The following is a 16,722-nucleotide window of genomic DNA, read 5'->3' as shown; positions in this document are numbered from 1 at the left end:
CAGCAAGTGCTTTGAACCTATGGCTAAAATTATCGGCATCATCGTCGTATTCGCGAGCGTGCTCGGCGGATACGTGCTTTCCCACGGCAAGATCGCGGCGCTGATCCAGCCGTTCGAAGTACTGATCATCGGCGGTGCGGCCTTTGGTGCATTCCTCCAGGCCAACCCTGGCCACATGACCATGCACGTCATCAAGAAGTCGATGAAGATGTTCGGCTCGCGCTTCACTCATGCCTTCTACCTGGAAGTGCTGGGCCTGGTGTACGAGATCCTCAACAAGAGCCGGCGCGAAGGCATGATGGCCATCGAGGCCGACATCGAGGATGCCGCCGCCAGCCCGATCTTCGCCAAGTACCCGACGGTGCTGGCCGATGAACGCATGACCGCGTTCGTCTGCGATTACCTGCGCATCATGTCCACCGGCAACATGGCCCCGCACGAACTCGAGGGCCTGTTCGACATGGAGCTGCTGAGCATGAAGGAAGAACTGGAGCACCCGTCCCATGCGGTGACCGGCATCGCCGACGGCATGCCCGGCTTCGGTATCGTTGCGGCGGTACTGGGTATCGTGGTGACCATGGCCTCGCTCGGCGACGGTGACCAGGCCTCCATCGGCCTCCATGTGGGTGCGGCACTGGTGGGTACCTTCTTCGGTATTCTGGCGGCCTACGGCTTCTTCGGCCCATTGGCCAAGTGCCTGGAGCACGATGCCAAGGAAGAGCTGAACCTCTACGAATCGATCAAGGCTTCGCTGGTGGCCTCGGCCTCGGGCATGCCGCCTTCGCTGGCGGTCGAGTTCGGGCGCAAGGTGCTGTACCCCAAGCACCGCCCAAGCTTCGCCGAACTGGAACAAGCGGTTCGCGGTCGCTGAGTCATGGAGAACAATCAGCCCATCATCGTCAAGCGCGTCAAGCGCTTTGGCGGCGGCCATCACGGCGGCGCCTGGAAAATCGCCTTCGCCGACTTCGCCACGGCGATGATGGCGTTCTTCCTGGTGCTGTGGCTGTTGTCCACGGCCACACCGGAACAGAAGATCGCCATTGCCGGCTACTTCAAGGACCCGATCGGCTTCTCGGAAAGCGGAACGCCCTACGTCATCGACCTGGGCGGCTCGCCTCAGCTGGCGCCGGAAAAGACCATCAACCCCGAAGCCAAGTCGGAGCCGACGCCTGATACCAGCATCCAGCTGGACAAGGACCAGGTGGAGACCATGGCCGAGCAGGTCGAGCGTGAGCGCCTGGAGTTGCTGCTGCAGGAACTGCAGAACAAGGTGGAAGAGAACCCGCAGCTGCAGAAGTTCAAGGACCAGATCCTGTTCGAGATCACCCAGGACGGCCTGCGCATCCAGATCATGGACGCCGAGAACCGGCCGATGTTCGACATTGGCAGCGCGCGCCTGCAGCCTTACTTCGAGGACATCCTGCTGGCCATGGCCGACACCATCAAGGCGGTGCCGAACAAGATCAGCATCAGTGGCCACACCGACGCCAAGCCTTATGCCGGTAGTGGCGAGTTCGGCAACTGGGAACTGTCGGCCAACCGCGCCAACGCCGCGCGCCGTGCACTCGTGGCCGGCGGCTACCCGGATGACCAGGTGGCGCGGGTGGTGGGTTATGCCTCGTCGTCGCTGTTCGATCGCAAGGACCCGTTCAACCCGGTCAACCGCCGCATCGACATCATCGTGCTGACCAAAAAGGCCCAGCGCAATATCGAAGGCGAGCAGGGCGCGCCGGAAGCACCGGCTGCCGAGCCTGCACCGCCGGCCGCGGCGGCACCGGCGGCGCCAGGGGAGGCCGGGCAGGCCCCCATGCAGCCGCGTGAACTGCGCCAGAAGCTGAACATCTTCGAAGAGGGGACGCTGAAGATGGATGAGGCCAAGGACCAGTAAACCCTTTTTCGTCTTGCGCGGTCCCTTGTGGGAGCGGCCTTGTGTCGCGAAAGGGCCGCAACGCGGCCCCGGCAATATTTGCTTAATGCTGATATCTGGGGCCGCTGCGCGCCCCTTTCGCGACGCAAGGCCGCTCCCACAGGATCGCGCCGTAGCTGAAACCGGCGCAGAACCTGTGGCGCAAGCGGTCAGTAAGCGTCTTCCGGCAAACTGGCAATGATCGAGCGGTAGCTGTTCATCCGTTGCTGCTTGATACGCCCCTCGTCCAGCGCCTTGAGCAGCGCACAGCCCGGTTCGCGATCATGCTTGCAGTCGCGGAAGCGGCAGGTGCCGAACAGGTCGCGGAACTCGATGAAACCATCCTCCACATCGCTGCGGCTGACGTGACCCAGGCCGAACTCGCGGATGCCCGGCGAGTCGATCAGGTCGCCACCATTGGGGAAGTGGTACAACCGCGCGGTGGTGGTGGTGTGGGTGCCCTGGCCAGACCACTCCGACAGGTCACCGACACGGGTGCCAGCGTCCGGCAGCAGGCTGTTGACCAGCGACGACTTGCCCACCCCTGACTGGCCGACGAACACGCTGATGTGGCCGTCGAGCATCTGTTGCAGGCGTTGCATGCCGTCACCGTGGTGGGCCGAGACCTCCAGCAGCGGGTAGCCCAGCTCGCGGTAAACCTCCAGCAGCGCATGCAGGCCCGGGCCGTTCTCGTCGTTGATCAGGTCGGCCTTGTTCAGCAGCAGCAGCGGGCGAATGCCGGCGTGCTCCGCCGCCACCAGATAACGGTCGATGAGGTTGGGGTGCGGCTCGGGCGCGGGGGCGAAGACGATCACGATCAGGTCGACGTTGGCCGCCACCGGTTTCAGCTGGCCGTGGTTGTTTGGCCGGCACAGCTCGGTACTGCGCGGCATCTGCGCGACGATCACGCCAATGCCCTGGTTGCCCGAGCGCCATACCACGCGGTCGCCGGTAACCAGCGCCGGCAGGTTGGCGCGCAAGTGGCAGCGGAATACCTGGCCCGCGGCTTCGCCGTCCTGGGCTTCCACTTCTACCTGCACACCGAAGTGCGCAATCACCAGGCCCAGTTGCTCCGGTCCCAGGTCGCCACCCTCCAGTTCCTGCAACACGTGCTGTTCGCGTTTGGCCGCACGCGCGGCGCGCTCGTTCTGGATTTTTTCGATGCGCCAGTTCTGGCGGCGATTGAGCTGGCGTTTGGCCATGAAGATTCCGTGCGTGGGGGCAGGTTGAAAACGGCAGGCAGTTTAGCACGCCAGGCGCCGGACCATTTGGCTTACCTTCGCGCCGTGAATGGGCGTGCCTTGGCCACTACGCTACTATGACGGCCTATACGAGGAGCCCCCGCATGCAAAACCCACAGAACCTGATCTGGATCGACCTGGAAATGACCGGCCTGGATCCGGACAGCGACGTCATCATCGAGATGGCCACCATCGTCACCGACAGCGAACTGAACACCCTGGCCGAAGGGCCGGTGATCGCCATCCACCACAGTGACGAAGTGCTGGCGCGCATGGACGAGTGGAACACCCGCACCCATGGCGCTTCGGGCCTGACCCAGCGCGTACGCGAGAGCAAGGTCGACATGGCCGCAGCCGAGGCGCAGACCATTGCCTTCCTCGAGCAGTGGGTACCGAAAGGCAAGTCGCCGATCTGCGGCAACAGCATCTGCCAGGACCGCCGCTTCCTCTACCGGCACATGCGCAACCTGGAAAACTACTTCCACTACCGCAACCTGGATGTCTCGACCCTGAAAGAGCTGGCTGCACGCTGGGCACCTGATGTGCGTGACAGCTTCAAGAAGGGCAACACCCACCTGGCGCTGGACGACATCCGCGAATCGATCGCCGAACTGCGCCACTATCGCGAGCACTTCATCAAGGTGTGAGCCGAAAAGGCGCAGATATTGTATCTGCGCCCTCTTTTGGTGCCATGGGCAACTGGTTAGACTGCGCGCCTTTCTCGCACGCCCGCACGGACCCCGCACCATGTTGTTGATGCTCTACCTCATCGCCATCACCGCCGAAGCCATGACCGGCGCGTTGTCTGCTGGCCGCCGCGGCATGGACTGGTTCGGCGTGGTGCTGATTGCCTGCGTCACCGCCCTGGGTGGCGGCTCGGTGCGTGACGTGCTGCTCGGGCATTACCCGCTGACCTGGGTGAAGCACCCGGAGTACCTGGTGCTGACCAGTTGTGCGGCGCTGCTGACCATCTTCATCGCGCCAATGATGCGCCGCCTGCGCTCGCTGTTCCTGGTGCTCGATGCCCTGGGGCTGGTGGCCTTTACCCTGATCGGTTGCATGACCGCACTGGAGATGGGGCAGGGCATGCTCGTGGCGTCGATCAGCGGGGTCATCACCGGGGTATTTGGCGGGATCTTGCGAGATATCTTCTGTAACGACATTCCCCTGGTATTCCGCCGCGAGCTGTACGCCAGTGTCTCGTTTGCCGCGGCTTGGTTCTACCTGGGCTGCGTGTATTTCAAGGTGCCGGCGGAGCAGGCGATGCTGCTGACCTTGTTTGGCGGGTTCCTGGTGCGGTTGCTGGCGATTCGGTTCCATTGGGAAATGCCCAAGTTCCACTACAACGACCAGCAGTAGCCTTGACATGCGACCCCTGTGGGAGCGGGTTCACCCGCGAACACGGGCGCAGCCCGTGCCATCCACCGCGGTGGCTTCTTCGCGGGTAAACCCGCTCCCACAGGGGGTGTGGCTACGAAATGCCGTGCTGCGCCAGCGCCCACTCCACATGCTCCCTCACCAGCTCCGAGGCATCCTCGCGCCGCGCCTTCAGCGCTTCGATCACCGGGATCGTCGATGGCGCATTGCCAAGCCCCACCGCCAGGTTGCGCAACCAGCGCTCATACCCGGCCCGGCGCAATGGCCCGCCTTCGGTCTTGCGCAGGAAGGTCCTTTCATCCCACAGGAACATCTCCGCTAACTCGGCATTCTCCAGCCCGTGCCGTGGCTGGAAGTCCTGCTCCTGGCTGTGCCTGGCAAAACGGTTCCATGGGCAGACGATCTGGCAGTCATCGCAACCGAACACCCGGTTGCCCATCTTTGAACGCAACTCGACGGGGATCGGCCCCCGTAGTTCGATGGTCAGGTAGGAGATGCAGCGCCGAGCATCCAGCACATACGGCCCGACGAAGGCCTGGGTCGGGCAGATGTCCAGGCAGGCCTGGCAGCGCCCGCAATGTTCGCTGGTGGTGGCTTCGTCCACCGGCAGCGGCAGGTCGACGAATAGCTCGGCGAGGAAGAAATAACTGCCCGCCTTGCGGTTGAGCAGCAGGGTGTTCTTGCCGATCCAGCCCAGCCCGGCCTGCTCGGCCAGGGCCTTTTCCAGCACCGGAGCGCTGTCGACGAAGGCGCGGTAGCCGAACGGGCCGATGGCTTCCTGAATGCGATCGGCCAGGAACTGCACGCGCTTGCGCACCAGCTTGTGGTAATCCCGGCCCAGGGCGTAGCGCGATACGTAGGCTTTTTCGGGCTGCGCCAGGCGCTGCGCCATCTGTGTGTCGCCGGGCAGGTAGTCCATGCGCAGCGATACCACGCGTACCGTGCCGGGGATCAGTTGCTCTGGGTGCGCGCGTTTGCTGCCGTGGGCGCCCAGGTAATCCATCTCGCCCTGGTAGCCGGCGTCGAGCCAGCGCTGCAGATGGTGTTCGTGTTCGCCAAGGTCGACCCCGGCGATGCCAACATGGGCAAAACCGAGTTCTTGGCCCCAAATCTTGATCGATTGGGCCAGTTGGGCGAGGTCAGGCGTACAGGCGGACATGGATGGGCAAGGCAATACGGGCTCAGGTGCGTATAATTCTGCCAGACATTGGAGCCTTTGACCCCATGCCGCAGACCAAACACCCCGGCCATACCCCTCAATTGCTCAGCAGCGTGACTGTCGCGCACCTGCCGGCACGGCATGCGCATGCCCATAAAGGCGACTTCGGCCATGTACTGGTGGTCGGTGGCGACCTCGGTACTGGCGGCGCCGTGCTGCTCAGTGCCGAGGCCGCCCTGCGCTGTGGCGCGGGGCTGGTCAGCGTGGCGACCCGGCCTGAACACGTGACTGCCAGCCTGGCGCGCCTGCCCGAGGTCATGTGCCTGGGCGCCACTTCGGCCAACCAGCTGATGGGCGTGCTGGAGCGCGCTTCGGTGCTGGTGGTCGGCCCAGGCCTGGGCCAGGCAGCCTGGGGCCGCAGCCTGCTGTCGGCGGTGGCCAATGCCGAGCGCCCGCAGGTGTGGGACGCCGATGCCCTGAACTTGCTGGCGCGCACCCCGCTGGCTCTGCCCAGTGGCAGTATTCTTACCCCGCACCCCGGGGAGGCGGCGCGGCTGCTGGGCATTTCCACCGAGGCTGTGCAGGCGGACCGCGCGGGCGCCGCACGCAAGCTGGCGCGCCGTTACAACAGCGTCTGCGTGCTCAAGGGGGCCGGCACTCTGGTGGCCGACCCAGCCGGGCAGCTGCTGCTGTGCGAACGTGGCCACCCGGCCATGGCCGGTGCCGGCCTGGGCGATGTGCTGACCGGTGTATTGGCGGCGCTGCTGGCCCAGGGCCTGGATGCCTGGCATGCCGCGGGGCTGGGGGTATGGCTGCACGCCTGTGCCGGCGAGCGTCTGGGCGTTAAAGGTAGAGGCCTGGCTGCCAGCGATCTGGCGCCGGTCATTCGTGAGTTGTTGGAGGAGCATTCTGCGTGTCTGGCTTAAACCTGTTTCTGGCCGATGAAGCGGCCACGGTCGAATTCGGCGCACAACTTGCCGGGGTGACCGGCGGTCACGGCGTGATTTTTCTGGAAGGTGACCTGGGCGCGGGCAAAACCACGCTGTCGCGTGGCCTGATTCGTGGCCTGGGCCATACTGGTGCGGTGAAAAGCCCGACCTTCACCGTGGTCGAACCTTACGAGATCGGTGAGGTGCGGGCGTTCCATTTCGACCTGTATCGCCTGGTCGATCCGGAAGAGCTGGAGTTCATGGGTATTCGTGACTATTTCGAGGGCGACCCGCTGTGCCTGTTCGAGTGGCCACAAAAGGGTGCGGGCGTTTTGCCAAAGCCCGACCTGACCATTACCATAAGCCCCCAAGCGGGCGGACGCTCGCTGATCCTTTCGCCGCAGGGGGCTCGCGGCGAGGCCTGGTGCGTGGCACTGGCCGAACACTATAAACAGTAAGTGGGGTAGGTATGCGCATACGCGCACTGGTCGCCATCGTTGGGCTGCTGCTGACAACGGTGACCGTTGACGCTCTGGCCGTCACTCAAGTCAAGAGCATGCGCCTGTGGCGCGCGCCAGACAACACGCGGCTGGTCTTCGACCTGTCTGGCCCCGTGCAGCACAGCGTCTTCACCCTGAGCGCACCTGATCGCCTGGTTATCGACATCAATGGCGCGACCTTGGCCGCGCCACTGAACGTGGCTACCTCCAATACGCCGATCAGCAGCGTGCGTTCGGCTCAGCGCACCCCGACCGACCTGCGCGTGGTGGTCGACCTGAAAAAGTCGGTCACCCCAAAAAGCTTCACCCTGGCGCCCAACGCCCAGTACGGCAACCGCCTGGTGGTCGACCTGTACGACCAGGAGGCTGACGCCATTGCGGCCAGCGCGCCGGCGCCGGCCCCGACTCCGGCACCAACGCCTGCAACCACGCCGGCAGTGCCGGTGACCCCGGCCCAGCCTGCCATCAAGCTGCCGCCGGTTCCCAACGGCAAGCGTGACATCGTGGTTGCCATCGACGCCGGTCACGGCGGCGAAGACCCGGGTGCGTCCGGCTCGCGTGGCCAGCATGAAAAAGACATCGTGCTGCAGATCGCCAAGGAACTGCAGCGCCAGATCAACAGCGAAAAAGGCTTCCGGGCCGAGCTGACCCGTACCGGCGACTACTTCATCCCGCTGCGCAAGCGCACGGAAATCGCCCGCAAGAAGGGCGCCGACCTGTTCATCTCGATCCACGCCGACGCCGCGCCGTCCCGCGCCGCCTTTGGCGCCTCGGTGTTCGCCCTGTCCGACCGCGGCGCTACCTCCGAGACCGCGCGCTGGCTGGCCGACACGGAAAACCGTTCCGACCTGATCGGTGGTGCCGGTAACGTCAGCCTCGACGACAAGGACCGCATGCTGGCCGGCGTGCTGCTCGACCTGTCGATGACCGCCACGCTCAGCTCCAGCCTCAATGTGGGGCAGAAGGTGCTGGGCAACATGGGCCGCATTACCTCGCTTCACAAGCAGCGGGTGGAACAGGCCGGCTTCATGGTGCTGAAGTCGCCGGATATTCCGTCGATCCTCGTTGAAACCGGGTTCATCTCGAACAACAACGAAGCCGCCAAGCTGGCCACCGCCAGCCATCAGCAGGCCCTGGCCCGTTCGATCCACACCGGTGTGCGCCAGTACTTCCAGCAGAACCCGCCGCCTGGCACCTACATCGCCTGGCTGCGCGACACCGGCAAGATCGCCGCTGGCCCGCGTGAGCACACGGTACGCCCTGGCGAGACCCTGGCGATGCTTGCCGTGCGCTACCAGGTCAGCGTGACCAGCCTGCGCAGCACCAACAGCCTCAAGACCGATGAGCTGAAGGTCGGCCAGCGCCTCGATATCCCCGCTACCACGTTGGCCTCGCAATGAGTGGCGGTTCGCGCATCCAGCTGCTCAGCCCGCGGCTGGCCAACCAGATTGCCGCCGGTGAGGTTGTCGAGCGGCCGGCCTCTGTCGCCAAGGAGTTGCTGGAGAACAGCCTGGACTCCGGCGCCCGGCGTATCGACGTGGAAGTGGAGCAGGGCGGCGTCAAGCTGCTGCGGGTGCGTGACGATGGCAGCGGCATTTCCGCCGACGACCTGCCGCTGGCCCTGGCCCGTCACGCCACCAGCAAGATCCGCGAGCTGGAAGACCTGGAAGGGGTATTGAGCCTGGGCTTCCGTGGTGAGGCCCTGGCCTCGATCAGCTCGGTGGCGCGCCTGACCCTGACCTCACGTACCGCCAGCGCTACCGAGGCCTGGCAGGTGGAAACCGAAGGCCGCGACATGACCCCGCGGGTGCAACCGGCGGCGCACCCGGTGGGTACTTCGGTGGAAGTGCGCGACCTGTTCTTCAATACCCCGGCCCGGCGCAAGTTCCTCAAGGCTGAGAAAACCGAATTCGATCACCTGCAGGAAGTGATACGGCGCCTGGCGCTGGCGCGCTTCGATGTCGGCTTCCACCTGCGCCACAACGGTAAGAGCATCCTCAGCCTGCACGAGGCCCACGATGAAACCGCCCGTGCGCGGCGGGTGGGCGCCATCTGCGGCCCGGGCTTCATGGAGCAGGCGCTGCCGATCGACGTGGAACGCAATGGCCTGCGCCTGTGGGGCTGGGTCGGCCTGCCGACCTTCTCGCGCAGCCAGGCAGACCTGCAGTATTTCTTCGTCAACGGCCGTGCGGTGCGCGACAAGCTGGTCGCCCACGCCGTGCGCCAGGCCTACCGCGACGTGCTGTTCAATGGTCGGCACCCGACTTTCGTGCTGTTCCTGGAGCTGGAGCCCAACGGCGTCGACGTCAATGTGCACCCGACCAAGCACGAAGTGCGTTTCCGCGAGGGGCGCTCGGTGCACGACTTCCTGTATGGCACCCTGCATCGCGCCCTGGCCGATGTACGCCCGGAAGACCAGTTGGCGGCGCCTGCTGCCGTGCCCGAAGTGGTCCGCCCCACGGGCCAGCAGGCCGGTGAGTTCGGCCCTCAGGGCGAAATGCGCCTGGCCTCGCCGGTGCTCGAGCAGCCGCGAGCCCCGCAGCAGTCGTTTTCCAGTGGCGGCAGTGGCGCGGGTTACCAGTACCAGTACACCCCGCGCCCCTCGCAGCCGCTGCCAGCCGCCGAGGCACAGGCGGTTTATCGCGAGTTTTACAAACCGCTGGATGAAGGCGCGGCGCCGACGGCGTTGCCCGAAAGCCAGGGTGACATTCCTCCGCTGGGCTACGCGCTGGCGCAGCTCAAGGGCATCTATATCCTGGCCGAGAACGCCATCGGCCTGGTGCTGGTAGACATGCATGCGGCCCATGAGCGCATCATGTACGAGCGCCTGAAGGTAGCCATGGCCAGCGAAGGCCTCAGCGGCCAGCCGCTGCTGGTGCCCGAGACCCTTGCTTTGAGCCAGCGCGAAGCAGACTGCGCCGAAGAGCACGCGCAGTGGTTCCAGCGGCTGGGCTTCGAACTGCAGCGGCTGGGCCCCGAGACCCTCGCCATCCGCCAGATCCCGGCTTTGCTCAAGCAGGCTGAGGCCAACCGACTGGTGCAGGATGTACTCGCCGACCTGATGGAATACGGCACCAGCGACCGTATCCAGGCGCACCTCAACGAGCTGCTCGGCACCATGGCCTGCCACGGCGCCGTGCGCGCCAACCGGCGCCTGGCGATCCCCGAGATGAACGCCCTGCTGCGTGACATGGAAAACACCGAGCGCAGCGGCCAGTGCAACCATGGTCGCCCCACCTGGACCCAGATGGGCCTGGATGACCTGGACAAACTCTTCCTGCGCGGTCGATGAAATGAGCGGCAAGCCCCCTGCAATATTCCTGATGGGCCCGACGGCGGCCGGCAAGACCGACCTGGCCATCGAGCTGACCAAAGTACTGCCGTGCGAGCTGATCAGCGTCGATTCGGCGCTGGTCTACCGCGGCATGGACATCGGTTCGGCCAAACCGTCGAAAGAAATCCTCGCCGCTCACCCGCACCGGCTGATCGATATTCGCGACCCGGCCGAGAGCTATTCGGCTGCGCAGTTCCGTGCCGATGCCCTGGAGGCCATGGCCGAGATCACCGCGCGCGGCAAGATCCCGCTGCTGGTGGGCGGCACCATGCTCTATTACAAGGCGTTGATCGATGGCCTGGCCGACATGCCGGCGGCCGATGCCGCGGTGCGTGCCGAGCTGGAAGCCCAGGCCGAAGCGCTGGGCCTGGCCGAGTTGCACCGCCAGTTGGCCGAGGTTGACCCTGAGTCGGCGGCGCGTATCCACCCCAACGACCCGCAGCGGTTGATCCGGGCGTTGGAGGTGTACCGGGTGAGCGGCGAGAGCATGACGGCACATCGACAGCGTCAATTCGCGGAAAGTCGCGGCGCAGACGCAGGCGCTGGCGGACATTTGCCCTATACTGTCGCGAGTTTGGCGATTGCTCCTACAGATCGTCACATTTTGCATCAGCGAATTGCGTTACGATTTTCACAGATGCTGGAACAGGGCTTCGTCGACGAGGTCCGATCGCTGCGAGCCAGAAGTGACTTGCACGCCGGGCTGCCGTCTATACGGGCAGTGGGGTATCGGCAGGTCTGGGATTACCTGGACGGCAAGCTGACTGAGAATGAGATGCGTGAACGCGGTATCATTGCCACCAGGCAGCTGGCCAAGCGGCAGTTCACCTGGTTGCGTGGCTGGCCTGAAGTACACTGGCTTGACAGCCTGGCCTGCGACAATCTGTCCCGCACCTTGAAATACCTTGGGGCCATCTCCATATTGAGCTGAGTCCCTGCTGATTGCCGTCTATTCTTGCGAAGGGGCGGCCTAATTTATCGATTTTCTTGATTTTCTATTATTTATCCTTACAGGAGTGCGGCATATGTCAAAAGGGCATTCGCTACAAGACCCTTACTTGAACACCTTGAGAAAAGAAAAGGTCCCGGTATCCATCTATCTGGTCAACGGCATCAAACTGCAGGGTTCGATCGAGTCCTTCGACCAGTTCGTGGTACTGCTGAAGAACACCGTCAGCCAGATGGTCTACAAGCACGCCATCTCGACCGTGGTTCCTGCCCGTCCGGTTCGTCTGCCAAGCCCGTCCGATTCCGAACACGGCGACAGCGAGCCAGGCAACGCCTGATAGGAGCCTGCATTGTTCTTTGAGCGCCACGGTGGTGGTGAGCGGGCGTTGCTCGTTCACTTGGAAGGTCAGAACCCTGAGGCGCGCGAAGACCCGCAGGAGTTCCAGGAGCTGGCATTGTCGGCCGGTGCCGACATCGTCTCGCTGGTCACGGTGGCAAGGCATCAGCCTTCCGCCAAATACCTGATTGGCAGTGGCAAGGTCGAAGAGTTGCACGACCTGGTCCATGCCGAACAGGTAGACCTGGTGATTTTCAATCACACACTCACGCCCAGTCAGGAGCGCAACCTCGAACGTGTGTTCGAGTGTCGTGTGCTCGACCGTACCGGGCTGATCCTCGATATCTTCGCCCAACGGGCGCGTACCCATGAAGGCAAGCTGCAGGTCGAACTGGCCCAGCTCGAGCACATGAGCACGCGGCTGGTGCGCGGCTGGACCCACCTTGAGCGACAGAAGGGTGGTATCGGCTTGCGTGGCCCGGGTGAAACCCAGCTGGAAACCGACCGCCGCCTGTTGCGGGTGCGCATTCGCCAGATCAAGTCACGCCTGGAGAAGGTGCGCAGCCAGCGCGAGCAGGCGCGCCGTGGGCGCAAGCGTGCGGACATTCCGTCGGTATCGCTGGTGGGTTATACCAACGCCGGCAAGTCCACGCTGTTCAACGCCCTGACCGAATCCGAGGTGTATGCCGCGGACCAGCTGTTCGCCACACTCGACCCGACCCTGCGCCGACTCGAGCTGAACGACCTGGGGCCGATCGTGCTGGCCGACACCGTGGGCTTCATTCGCCACCTGCCGCACAAGCTGGTCGAGGCATTTCGGGCTACGCTCGAAGAGTCGAGCAACTCCGACTTGTTGCTGCATGTGATCGACGCCCATGAGCCGGAGCGCATGGAGCAGATCGAGCAGGTATTGGCGGTGTTGGACGAGATTGGTGCCGAAGGGTTGCCGATCCTCGAGGTGTATAACAAACTCGACCTGCTCGAAGATGTCGAGCCGCAGATCCAGCGCAATGCCGATGGCAAGCCGGAACGGGTCTGGGTATCGGCACGCGATGGGCGTGGCCTGGAGCTGGTCGGCCAGGCGATTGCCGAGTTGCTGGGGGATGATCTGTTTGTCGGTACCCTGTGTCTGGAGCAGCGTTTTGCCCGCTTGCGCGCGCAATTCTTTGCCCTGGGTGCCGTGCAGAGTGAAGAGCATGATGAAGAAGGGCGCAGCCTGCTGAGCGTGCGACTGCCCATGGTCGAACTGAATCGCCTGGTCAGCCGCGAAGGCATGGAGCCGCAAGTGTTTGTCGAGCAACACACTTTGCAATAAATGCTCGTCGAGGTCGCCGGGCAGCAGTGACAGGCATTCTGTAGCATTGGACGGCGCGCCGTGGGCGCGTCTTTGCTTTATCAGATGGAGAGCGCTATGGCTTGGAACGAGCCGGGTGGCAACTCGAACAATCAGGATCCCTGGGGCGGTCGCCGGAATGGCGGTGGCGGCGGTGGTGACAAGAAAGGTCCACCGGACCTGGACGAGGCCTTCCGCAAATTGCAGGACAGCCTGAACGGCATGTTCGGCAGTGGCAAGAAACGTGGCGGCGGTGACCGCAATGTCGGCAAGGGCGGTGGCCTGGGCCTGCTGGGCATCGGCCTGGCGGTGCTGGCTGCTATCTGGCTGTACAGCGCCGTGTACGTGGTCGACGAGCAGGAGCAGGCCGTGGTGCTGCGCTTCGGCAAGTACTATGAGACGGTCGGTCCCGGCCTGAACATCTACTTCCCGCCGATCGATCGCAAGTACATGGAGAACGTCACGCGCGAGCGTGCCTACACCAAGCAGGGCCAGATGCTGACCGAAGACGAGAACATCGTCGAGGTACCGCTGACCGTCCAGTACAAGATCAGCAACCTGCAGGACTTCGTGCTCAACGTCGACCAGCCTGAGGTCAGCCTGCAGCACGCGACCGACAGTGCCCTGCGCCACGTGGTGGGTTCCACCTCGATGGACCAGGTGCTGACCGAAGGCCGCGAGCAGATGGCCGTGGATATCCGCGAACGCCTGCAGCGCTTCCTCGACACCTACCGCACCGGTATCAGCGTTACCCAGGTCAACGTGCAGAGCGCGGCAGCCCCGCGTGAAGTGCAGGAAGCCTTCGACGACGTGATCCGTGCCCGCGAAGACGAGCAGCGTGCCCGCAACCAGGCCGAGTCCTACGCCAATGGCGTGGTGCCGGAAGCCCGTGGTCAGGCCCAGCGCATCATCGAGGACGCCAACGGTTACCGCGACGAAGTCATCGCCCGCGCCAAGGGTGAGGCCGACCGCTTCACCAAGCTGGTCGCCGAGTACCGCAAGGCACCTGACGTGACCCGTCAGCGTCTGTACCTGGAGACCATGCAAGAGGTCTACAGCAATTCGAGCAAGGTCATGGTGGCGACCAAGGACGGGCAGAACAACCTGCTCTACCTGCCGCTGGACAAGATGGTCGAAGGCAGCCGCAACCCGTCCGCGCCGACCGCCAGTGTGTCGCCATCGGTCAACGATGCGGCCGCGCGTGCGGCTCAGGACCTGCAACAGCAACAGCAGCCGCTGCGCACTAGGGAGAGCCGCTGATGAGCAACAGATCGCTGATCGCCCTGATCGCCGCCGTGGTCCTGGCCATCGTGGCCTGGAACAGCTTCTACATCGTGTCCCAGACCGAGCGTGCGGTACTGCTGCGCTTCGGTAAGGTGGTCCAGGCGGATGTCCAGCCGGGCATGCACGTGAAGATTCCGTACGTGAACCAGGTGCGCAAGTTCGACGCCCGCCTGATGACCCTCGACGCCCCGACCCAGCGGTTCCTGACCCTGGAGAAGAAAGCGGTGATGGTCGACGCCTACGCCAAGTGGCGCGTCAAGGACGCCGAACGCTTCTACACCGCCACGTCCGGCATGAAGCAGATCGCCGACGAGCGTCTGTCGCGTCGTCTGGAAAGCGGCCTGCGTGACCAGTTCGGTAAACGTACCCTGCACGAAGTGGTTTCCGGTGAACGTGACGCGCTGATGGCTGACATCACTGCATCGCTGAACCGCATGGCCGCCAAGGAGCTGGGTATCGAGGTGGTCGACGTGCGCGTCAAGGCCATCGACCTGCCGAAGGAAGTCAACCGCAGCGTGTTCGACCGCATGAGCACCGAGCGTGAGCGTGAAGCCCGCGAGCACCGCGCCAAGGGTAACGAGCTGGCTGAAGGTATCCGTGCCGATGCCGATCGTCAGCGCCGCGTATTGCTGGCTGAGGCCTATCGCGAAGCAGAGGAAACCCGCGGTGACGGCGACGCCCAGGCGGCCGCCATCTACGCCAAGGCCTACACCCAGGACGCTGATTTCTATGCGTTCTACCGTAGCCTGCAGGCGTACCGCGAGAGCTTCTCGAGCAAGAGCGACGTGCTGGTCCTGGACCCGAAGAACGAGTTCTTCCGCTTCCTGGACAAGAGCAGGCCGTGATGCTCAGGCCCTGATTTTCATGCAGCGGCGCCCCGCCTGGCAGCTAAAACACCAGGCGGGGTGCATCCTGAATGAAAAGGGGTGTATGATGAGGCAGCCGGGAAATTTCCCGGCTTTTTTGCGTCTGCAAGGTTGATTGGCAAACCGCCAGTTGACGGTTTGGTCAGGTCGCAAGGCAATTCGAGGGTGTCGGGTACGGTGGCTGCGCTGGGATCAGTGCTGCCCGCTGCTGTGCGCGATACCGGCTTTACTGACGGCTAGCCTGCTGGCAAGCCGCCCGGACCAGAGGGGAAATGGCGTAATGGCAACGGTAGACCGCTGGCTGCTGCCAGATGGCATCGAGGAAGTACTGCCACCTGAGGCTGCGCGTATCGAGATCGCGCGCCGCCAGGTGTTGGACCTGTTCCAGAGTTGGGGCTACGAACTGGTCGTCACCCCGCATATCGAGTACCTGGAGTCGCTGCTCACCGGCGCCGGCCAGGACCTGGATCAGCGCACCTTCAAGGTAGTGGACCCGCAGTCCGGCCGCCTGATGGGCTTCCGCGCCGACTTCACCCCGCAGGTGGCGCGTATCGACGCCCACACCCTGCGCCGTGAAGGCCCGAGCCGCCTGTGCTATGCCGGCAGCGTGCTGCACGCCCAGCCGCGTGCCTTGTCCACCTCGCGCAGCCCGATCCAGCTGGGTGCCGAGCTGTACGGCGACGCCAGCCCCACCAGCGATGTCGAAGTCATCAGCCTGATGCTCGCCACGCTGCAACTGACCGATGTGCCGGATGTGCACATGGACCTCGGCCACGTCGGTATCTACCGCGGCCTGGCCCGTGCTGCCGGCCTGTCCGGTGCGGTCGAGCAGCAGCTGTTCGACGCCCTGCAGCGCAAGGCCGTGGATGAAGTTCAGGTGCTGACCGCCGACCTGCCGAAGGACCTGGGCAACATGCTGCGCGCGCTGGTCGAGCTGTGCGGTGGCCGCGAAGTGCTGGCCGAAGCCCGCGTGCGCCTGGGCCGTGCCCCGGCCAGCGTGCTGGCGGCGCTGGACGACCTGCTGGCGATCGCCGATCGCCTGGCGTCGCGCTTCCCGGACCTGCCGCTGTACTTCGACCTCGGCGAGCTGCGCGGTTACCACTATCACACTGGCGTGGTGTTCGCCGTGTTCGTGCCGGGCGAAGGTCAATCGATCGCCCAGGGCGGGCGCTATGACGACATCGGCGCCGACTTCGGCCGGGCTCGCCCGGCCACCGGTTTCTCCACGGATTTGAAGACCCTGGTCACACTGGGGCGAGCGGAGGTCGTATTGCCAACTGGCGGCATCTGGATGCCGGACAGTAGCGACGCGGCCCTCTGGCAGCAAGTCTGCCAGTTGCGCAACGAGGGCCAGCGTGTGGTCCAGGCCCTGCCTGGCCAGCCGTTGAGTGCTGCTCTCGAGGCGGATTGTGATCGGCAATTGATTCAGCAAGACGGGCGCTGGCAGGTTCTGCCGCTGGCCCAGTGAGTTTCTGCGCCGGCAGTAGGCCGGCAACCAAGTTTGCGTG

General features: G+C 64.3%; 16 protein-coding genes. 14 read left to right on the top strand and 2 right to left on the bottom strand.

Annotation, left to right across the window (positions count from 1 at the left end; genetic code table 11):
* The first annotated feature begins 19 nt into the window (after positions 1 to 19).
* Together motA and motB are read left to right on the top strand one after the other, a co-directional pair.
* On the top strand, positions 20 to 871 hold the full coding sequence (gene motA / locus ABNP31_RS23645; RefSeq protein ID WP_015272014.1) for a flagellar motor stator protein MotA: 852 nt from the start codon (positions 20 to 22) through the stop codon (positions 869 to 871).
* Between the two features lie 3 nt (positions 872 to 874).
* Positions 875 to 1,888, top strand: a complete 1,014-nt coding sequence (gene motB / locus ABNP31_RS23640) for a flagellar motor protein MotB (protein WP_085587910.1) — start codon at positions 875 to 877, stop codon at positions 1,886 to 1,888.
* Between the two features lie 188 nt (positions 1,889 to 2,076).
* Here the strand turns inward: motB and rsgA are convergent, their stop codons facing one another.
* Entirely contained in the window at positions 2,077 to 3,108 is a 1,032-nt protein-coding gene (gene rsgA / locus ABNP31_RS23635; RefSeq protein WP_025340832.1) for a small ribosomal subunit biogenesis GTPase RsgA, read from the bottom strand.
* Positions 3,109 to 3,251: 143 nt separating this feature from the next.
* Between rsgA and orn the strand changes: the two genes are divergently transcribed.
* On the top strand, positions 3,252 to 3,794 hold the full coding sequence (gene orn / locus ABNP31_RS23630) for an oligoribonuclease (protein WP_025340831.1): 543 nt from the start codon (positions 3,252 to 3,254) through the stop codon (positions 3,792 to 3,794).
* A 100-nt stretch (positions 3,795 to 3,894) separates the two neighbouring features.
* Positions 3,895 to 4,506 (top strand): trimeric intracellular cation channel family protein, encoded by a 612-nt coding sequence (locus ABNP31_RS23625; RefSeq protein WP_013974442.1) that lies wholly within the window; start codon positions 3,895 to 3,897, stop codon positions 4,504 to 4,506.
* A gap of 112 nt (positions 4,507 to 4,618) precedes the next feature.
* On the opposite strand, the gene queG is transcribed toward ABNP31_RS23625, so the two are convergent.
* Positions 4,619 to 5,683, bottom strand: coding sequence for a tRNA epoxyqueuosine(34) reductase QueG (gene queG, locus ABNP31_RS23620; protein ID WP_039612442.1), 1,065 nt, complete (start codon positions 5,681 to 5,683; stop codon positions 4,619 to 4,621).
* 65 nt (positions 5,684 to 5,748) lie between these two features.
* Here queG and ABNP31_RS23615 point away from each other — a divergent pair, with 65 nt between their 5' ends.
* The 10 genes from ABNP31_RS23615 (at position 5,749) to ABNP31_RS23570 (ending at position 16,682) form a co-directional block, all read left to right on the top strand.
* A complete protein-coding gene (locus ABNP31_RS23615) occupies positions 5,749 to 6,609 on the top strand; it encodes an NAD(P)H-hydrate dehydratase (RefSeq protein ID WP_286100655.1) in 861 nt (286 codons plus the stop codon).
* Positions 6,597 to 7,070 (top strand): tRNA (adenosine(37)-N6)-threonylcarbamoyltransferase complex ATPase subunit type 1 TsaE, encoded by a 474-nt coding sequence (gene tsaE / locus ABNP31_RS23610; protein ID WP_025340827.1) that lies wholly within the window; start codon positions 6,597 to 6,599, stop codon positions 7,068 to 7,070. The genes ABNP31_RS23615 and tsaE overlap by 13 nt, the downstream gene beginning before the upstream one ends.
* Positions 7,071 to 7,081: 11 nt before the next feature.
* A complete protein-coding gene (locus ABNP31_RS23605; RefSeq protein WP_075046528.1) occupies positions 7,082 to 8,512 on the top strand; it encodes an N-acetylmuramoyl-L-alanine amidase in 1,431 nt (476 codons plus the stop codon).
* Complete coding sequence (mutL, locus tag ABNP31_RS23600; RefSeq protein WP_025340825.1) at positions 8,509 to 10,404, top strand: DNA mismatch repair endonuclease MutL; 1,896 nt, start codon at positions 8,509 to 8,511, stop codon at positions 10,402 to 10,404. The genes ABNP31_RS23605 and mutL overlap by 4 nt, the downstream gene beginning before the upstream one ends.
* Position 10,405: 1 nt before the next feature.
* Entirely contained in the window at positions 10,406 to 11,377 is a 972-nt protein-coding gene (gene miaA, locus ABNP31_RS23595; protein WP_013974436.1) for a tRNA (adenosine(37)-N6)-dimethylallyltransferase MiaA, read from the top strand.
* A gap of 94 nt (positions 11,378 to 11,471) precedes the next feature.
* Positions 11,472 to 11,732 (top strand): RNA chaperone Hfq, encoded by a 261-nt coding sequence (gene hfq / locus ABNP31_RS23590; RefSeq protein ID WP_003258160.1) that lies wholly within the window; start codon positions 11,472 to 11,474, stop codon positions 11,730 to 11,732.
* A gap of 12 nt (positions 11,733 to 11,744) precedes the next feature.
* On the top strand, positions 11,745 to 13,046 hold the full coding sequence (gene hflX / locus ABNP31_RS23585) for a ribosome rescue GTPase HflX (RefSeq protein WP_350012822.1): 1,302 nt from the start codon (positions 11,745 to 11,747) through the stop codon (positions 13,044 to 13,046).
* Between the two features lie 96 nt (positions 13,047 to 13,142).
* A complete protein-coding gene (gene hflK / locus ABNP31_RS23580; RefSeq protein WP_025340824.1) occupies positions 13,143 to 14,324 on the top strand; it encodes an FtsH protease activity modulator HflK in 1,182 nt (393 codons plus the stop codon).
* Positions 14,324 to 15,193, top strand: a complete 870-nt coding sequence (gene hflC, locus ABNP31_RS23575) for a protease modulator HflC (protein WP_013974432.1) — start codon at positions 14,324 to 14,326, stop codon at positions 15,191 to 15,193. The genes hflK and hflC overlap by 1 nt, the downstream gene beginning before the upstream one ends.
* Positions 15,194 to 15,494: 301 nt before the next feature.
* A complete protein-coding gene (locus tag ABNP31_RS23570; protein WP_350012821.1) occupies positions 15,495 to 16,682 on the top strand; it encodes an ATP phosphoribosyltransferase regulatory subunit in 1,188 nt (395 codons plus the stop codon).
* The last annotated feature ends 40 nt before the right edge of the window (positions 16,683 to 16,722 follow it).

This window comes from Pseudomonas asiatica, from assembly GCF_040214835.1.
In the GTDB taxonomy this organism is placed as follows: Bacteria; Pseudomonadota; Gammaproteobacteria; order Pseudomonadales; family Pseudomonadaceae; genus Aquipseudomonas; species Aquipseudomonas putida_Z.
This window is presented reverse-complemented; position numbering and strand designations above follow the sequence as displayed.

What these genes read in the sequence shown, in the direction of transcription:
- ABNP31_RS23605 (WP_075046528.1), top strand. Translation starts at nt 7,082, where the DNA reads ATGCGCATACGCGCACTGGTCGCCATCGTTGGGCTGCTGCTGACAACG.
- miaA (WP_013974436.1), top strand. Translation starts at nt 10,406, where the DNA reads ATGAGCGGCAAGCCCCCTGCAATATTCCTGATGGGCCCGACGGCGGCC.
- hflK (WP_025340824.1), top strand. Translation starts at nt 13,143, where the DNA reads ATGGCTTGGAACGAGCCGGGTGGCAACTCGAACAATCAGGATCCCTGG.
- mutL (WP_025340825.1), top strand. Translation starts at nt 8,509, where the DNA reads ATGAGTGGCGGTTCGCGCATCCAGCTGCTCAGCCCGCGGCTGGCCAAC.
- queG (WP_039612442.1), bottom strand. Translation starts at nt 5,683, where the DNA reads ATGTCCGCCTGTACGCCTGACCTCGCCCAACTGGCCCAATCGATCAAG.
- motA (WP_015272014.1), top strand. Translation starts at nt 20, where the DNA reads ATGGCTAAAATTATCGGCATCATCGTCGTATTCGCGAGCGTGCTCGGC.
- hflC (WP_013974432.1), top strand. Translation starts at nt 14,324, where the DNA reads ATGAGCAACAGATCGCTGATCGCCCTGATCGCCGCCGTGGTCCTGGCC.
- motB (WP_085587910.1), top strand. Translation starts at nt 875, where the DNA reads ATGGAGAACAATCAGCCCATCATCGTCAAGCGCGTCAAGCGCTTTGGC.
- ABNP31_RS23625 (WP_013974442.1), top strand. Translation starts at nt 3,895, where the DNA reads ATGTTGTTGATGCTCTACCTCATCGCCATCACCGCCGAAGCCATGACC.
- orn (WP_025340831.1), top strand. Translation starts at nt 3,252, where the DNA reads ATGCAAAACCCACAGAACCTGATCTGGATCGACCTGGAAATGACCGGC.
- hfq (WP_003258160.1), top strand. Translation starts at nt 11,472, where the DNA reads ATGTCAAAAGGGCATTCGCTACAAGACCCTTACTTGAACACCTTGAGA.
- rsgA (WP_025340832.1), bottom strand. Translation starts at nt 3,108, where the DNA reads ATGGCCAAACGCCAGCTCAATCGCCGCCAGAACTGGCGCATCGAAAAA.
- ABNP31_RS23615 (WP_286100655.1), top strand. Translation starts at nt 5,749, where the DNA reads ATGCCGCAGACCAAACACCCCGGCCATACCCCTCAATTGCTCAGCAGC.
- ABNP31_RS23570 (WP_350012821.1), top strand. Translation starts at nt 15,495, where the DNA reads ATGGCAACGGTAGACCGCTGGCTGCTGCCAGATGGCATCGAGGAAGTA.